The 5,077-nt window shown below is 69.0% G+C and carries 3 protein-coding genes; 2 read left to right on the forward strand and 1 reads right to left on the reverse strand.

Features of this window, described 5'->3' with window-relative positions:
• Nucleotides 1-948: 948 nt before the first annotated feature.
• Both ABD743_RS04705 and ABD743_RS04710 read left to right on the forward strand, forming a co-directional pair.
• Entirely contained in the window at nucleotides 949-1,614 is a 666-nt protein-coding gene (locus tag ABD743_RS04705; protein ID WP_344719232.1) for a TetR/AcrR family transcriptional regulator, read from the forward strand.
• A gap of 572 nt (nucleotides 1,615-2,186) precedes the next feature.
• A complete protein-coding gene (locus ABD743_RS04710; protein ID WP_344719234.1) occupies nucleotides 2,187-3,629 on the forward strand; it encodes a dihydrolipoyl dehydrogenase family protein in 1,443 nt (480 codons plus the stop codon).
• A gap of 210 nt (nucleotides 3,630-3,839) precedes the next feature.
• On the opposite strand, the gene ABD743_RS04715 is transcribed toward ABD743_RS04710, so the two are convergent.
• Nucleotides 3,840-4,496, reverse strand: coding sequence for a TetR/AcrR family transcriptional regulator (locus ABD743_RS04715; RefSeq protein ID WP_344719236.1), 657 nt, complete (start codon nucleotides 4,494-4,496; stop codon nucleotides 3,840-3,842).
• Between the last annotated feature and the right edge of the window lie 581 nt (nucleotides 4,497-5,077).

The raw sequence follows: 5,077 nt of genomic DNA on the forward strand, positions 1-5,077 counted from the left end.
GGGCGACCCACGCTCCGTCGATCGACCCGGGGCGGGATGCGGCCCTCGTCGAACGGTCAGTCGGCACTGTAACTGGACTGCCTGTTCCAGGCTATGGCATCAACGAGGCGGCCTACAGGAGGGCAACGAGTGGCGCGCACCACATCGCCCGGGTGTTCTCCAGTCGGCGCGTGAGGGATCCACGGTGGCCGCGCACCCACCCCTGCTCACCTGCATGAACCAGGGAGCCAGCGCCTGTCCTCCCGGCGACGGCGAGGACTCGTGGATGCACCTACGGGGCCGGCGATGCTCCGGTTCGGTCGTCCGCCCCGCTGTCCGCGCTCTCCCATCCATGCCGGGAGAGCGATACGACGATGGACCACCTAGCACCAACAAGGCGGCCCGGGTGCGGTGGGCGCCCGGGTCCGCCGGAGTCCACGTAGATAACCGACCCGCATCCGAGCCGCCGGGAAGGCGCCACAGCACGTCGCCCCGCCTCGCTGCCTGCCAGGAGACCCATCCCGCCCGCTACCGCCCCACACTCGAAGCGATCGACACGGGCCACAGAAGGACGGGAGCCGGGCGCAACATTGCCTTTGACCGTTTAGTTCAACGTTGCACACACGACCTGGACGGGCCGGGCACATTTCATGCCCGACGCGATCGACCACCTGGCCCATGGTGGTGGGTGGTGCCGTCAACGCCTGCGGTACGCATGAGATTCGCGGCGGCACGGACGCTCCACGTGGGGTCAGGCGCCGTGCAGCGGGCTGGCTCCGGCACCCGTCGTCCCGGTGGTCGCGCTAGTCCGACTGCTTGACGACCGCCTGCCATGCGAGATACTTGGGACCGATCAGTCCAGACGATTTCTCATGTATGCCCGAATAGTGGCCGCTTTGCCGGAGTGCAGTGCCACGAATCACGGCATGAAAGTGGACCGTCTGGTCTGTACTAGTTATCATTCGATCGATGCCTACACATGATGCCGCGGAGGAGGCTCCGCTGCGGACTCACCGGGGCGCGGTGGCGCGCGAGCAGATCGTGCGTGCTGCCGCCCACATCGTCTTCAGCAGTGGTGTCGTGGGAACGAGCATCGAGCAGGTCCTCACCGCGTCGAACGCCAGTCGCTCGCAGCTCCACCGCTACTTCGCGAACAAGGAGGCGGTGATCGAGGCGGTGATCGACTTCCAGGTGAACCCCGTGCTCGCTCGCCAGCAGTCGCTGCTCGCCCGGGTGGACTCCGTCAGTGGGTTGCGCGAGTGGGCCGATGCCTTCGTGGCAATGAACCGAACGCGGAATGGAGTCGGCCTTTGCCCGATCGGCGCGCTGGTCGGCCAGCTGGCCGACCAGTCCAGCGCTGCACGGACCAAGCTCGAGGACGCATTCCGGACGTGGGAGTCCTACCTCGCCGCCGCACTTCGCCGCATGCAAGAGCGTGGCGAACTCGACGCCGCGGCCGACATCACCGAACTTGGCACCGGGGTCATGGCCGCACTGCAGGGCGGGCTGGTGCTGGCCCACGCCGGGCGTAGCGAGCAGCCGGTGCGGACGGCCTTGGCTCTGGCCGTCGACCGGGTGGCGCTCGCCGCGGCGCCTGCAGGCCATGTCGAACTGAGGTCGGGAGAAGGCTCATGATCAGGACTGCTGCCACGGGCTATCACGAGGGCGAACGAGCCGCACGGTGACGGGTCGGCTCCACCACCTGGCCGCGCACGACCGTGCGCGGGAGGTCTGGTGGAGCCACACAGCTCGCGGCCCACCGGAGCACCCATTCGCGCGCGAGACCGCCGACCCCCCGATGCCCTGTCCGCGGCCGGCGTCCGCATCTTCTCCAGCACGGCCACCTCGGACGAGCCGGCCGTGACGGGCACGACCGCGGGGCGGCTCACTGCGCCGGCGCCCGACAGGCTGGGCGTGTCGGCCGATGCAGCGGCCTACGGCTGCGGCCCGGCCCCGTTCATAGCTGAAGCGCACAGCGCCCTCGATGCTGCGGGTTGTCTCTCTACTTGTCTTCCCCCGCGGACGGGGCCACGAATGCCGGGTGTGACCATTTCGCCGCGCTGGTGACCAGCCCAAGAGGAGGGCGTCGTCGTACCAGGCCGAGGGCGCTCGGCGCGCACCTCAGCCCGGTCGGAGAACCCGTCCAGCACGGCCACCACCAGTACGAGCGCGAACCAACACGACGATCGTTGCGGGAAGGACGGGGAATGAACGGGACAACGGACAACGTCTTCGACGTCATCATCATGGGTGCCGGCCCGGTGGGGCAGACCGTCGCCGACCGGGTCCGAGGTGCGGAGCTCACGGTTGCGGTGGTCGAGCAGGAACTGGTGGGCGGTGATTGCGCGTACTGGGGTTGTATCCCCAGCAAGGCGATGCTGCGGCCGGTCGTCGCCCTCGCGGATACCTGCCGTGTCGACGGCGCGCGGGATGCGGTCTCCGGGCCGCTCAACACGGCCGGCGTGTTCGGGCGTCGCGACCGCTACGTGACCAACTGGGACGACGACGGCCGGGCGCACCGGGTCAAGGAAATCGGTGCGGAGCTGTTCCGCGGGCATGCTCGGCTCGATGGTGCCCGCCGGGTCGCCGTTGCTACGCCGGACGACCACGTGGTCATGCTCGAGGCGCGGCATGCGGTCGTGGTCTGCACCGGCAGCCGGGCGGCGATCCCCGACATCCCGGGTATCGCGGCCGCGCACGCGTGGACGAACCGTGAGGCCACCGAGAGCAGCGCCGTTCCCGACCGGCTCGCGGTCATCGGCGGTGGCCCGCAGGGTGTTGAGATGGCGACGACGTGGCACGGGCTGGGGGCATCGGTCACGCTGCTGGAGCCCGAGGGGCGGTTGCTGCACCGCATGGAGCCCTTCGCCGGTGAGCTGGTCGCTGAGGCGCTCGGCAGAGCTGGGGTGGAGGTGCGCACCGGTGTGTCAGTGGGAGAGCTGCAGCGTCGCCGGCCCGCCGGGCCTACCACGGTGTTGCTGGAGGACGGTTCGGAGTTCGAGGCGGACGAGGTGCTGTTCGCAACCGGCCGGGCGCCCAACACCGTGGAAATCGGGCTGGAGACGGTGGGGCTCATGTCGGGGTCGTGGTTGGAGATCGCGGACGACGGCCGGGTGCTGGGGCCCCACCTCGGGTGGCTCTACGCGGCCGGCGACGTGAACCACCGGGCTCTGCTCACCCACCAGGGCAAGTACCAGGCACGGATCATCGGTGATGTCATCTGTGCACGTGCTGCCGGACAGGAGGTGGAGACCGGGCCCTGGAGCGCCCACACCGCCACCGCGGACACGTTCGCCGTTCCGCAGGTCGTGTTCGGAGTTCCCGAGGCAGCCGCCGTCGGGGTCACGGCCGCGCAGGCTGAACGGGCCGGGCGCCGGGTGCGCGCGGTCGATGTCGAGATCGGTGAGGTTGTCGTGGGGGCCAAGCTGTACGCCGACGGCTATCAGGGTCGGGCCCGCATGGTGGTCGACCTCGACGACAACGTTCTGCTGGGGGTCACCTTCGTCGGCCCTGGCGTCGGCGAGCTGCTGCACTCGGCCACGGTCGCCGTCGCCGGCCGGGTGCCCGTCGACCGGCTCTGGCACGCCGTCCCCTGCTTCCCCACGATCAGCGAGGTCTGGCTGCGTCTTCTCGAGGCCTACCGCGGCTGAGTAGCCGACTGGACCTGACACCGCCGGCCGGCATAGTCGCGAACTCACCGCCGCTGCCGACGGCGGCAGGCTGCAGCGCTGCCGTCCGTTCCTGTTCCTCGAGCTTATGGAGCGCCGGGGGCTGCCGCTCGCGCAGGTCGTGCTCGGCTTTCAGCGCGGCGACATCAGGGGTGTCCGCATGTCGGTGGGACTTTCCCCGAGTTGGGCTGATCAGCTCGCTGCGTCGGATTCGCGTTTCTGCGGTAGCGCGAGGGCTTCCACGTTGCGGATCGCGAAATCGAGCGCCAGTGCCATCGGCTGCGCACTTCGTCTGGCTTGTGACAGGAGGTAGCCGCCCTGGTAGGCCGCCATGATGCCGGTGGCGAGTTCGGCAGGGTCGGCCTGGGCGTCGAGTTCGCCGCGGTCCTGCATCCGGCGGATGCCCGCGGCGAGGTAGGACTCCCAGTTCTGGAACGCAGCGTTGATCAGAATCCGCGCTGGTTCGGATTGGTCCGCCAGCTCACTGGCCAGCGAGCCGATCGCGCAGCCGTGCGCTCCGTGGCGCTCGTCGACGAAACGAACGACCGCGTCACGCCAACGCCGCAGACCCTGCAGTGAGTTGAGTTGCTCGAGGTGGGGTTCGTGTCGCTCCATCACACGTGCGGTCTGCATTTTGATCACCGCGGTGACCAGGGCGTCCTTGTCGTCGAAGTAGTGGTAGAGCTGTGACTTGCTGGTACCGGAGGCCTCGACCACCTGGTCCATGGTCGTGCCGGCGACCCCGTTGGCGTGCATGAGCTCGGCCGCGGCTTGGACGATGCGGTCGCGCGTGAGGGCACCGCGGGCGGTCAGGCGCCGCGCGGGCGGCTCGGCTCGGGCACTCGTCACGGAGGCGATCCTAGTCTGACGATGTGATGTTGAACGTCTGAACGCGACATTGTAGACCGGCTAGTCTACAGGGATTCAGTACGCGGTGCGATGTCAGCTGCAGGCGTGTCGCGCAGGCGCTGGAGATCGTTCTGTAGACCGGCCGCCCTCCTGCGCACCTCAGGAGGCTCCTGATGGAGCGGTACACAAGCGCGCGGGCCGCCTTGTTGGTGCTAGGTGGTCCATCGTCGTGTCGCTCTCCCGGCGTGGATGATGGGAGAGCGCGGACAGCGGGGCGGACGACCGAACCGGAGCATCGCCGGCCCCGTAGGTGCATGCACGAGTCCTCGCCGTCGCCGGGGGCCGGGCGCCGTTTCCCCTGATTGGTGCAGGTGAGCAGGGTTTGGCGCGCGCCCACCGAGCATTCCTCACACGCTGACTGCAGGACGCCTGGGTGATGTGGTGCGCGCCACTTGTTGCCCTCCTGTGGGCCGCCTGCTTGATGCCATAGCCTGGAACAGGCAGTCCAGTTACAGTGCTGACTGACCGTTCGACGAGGGCCGCATCCCGCCCCGGGTCGATCGACGGAGCGTGGGTCGCCC

The sequence above is a fragment of the Pseudonocardia yunnanensis genome (assembly GCF_039534065.1).
Taxonomy (GTDB): Bacteria; Actinomycetota; Actinomycetes; order Mycobacteriales; family Pseudonocardiaceae; genus Pseudonocardia; species Pseudonocardia yunnanensis.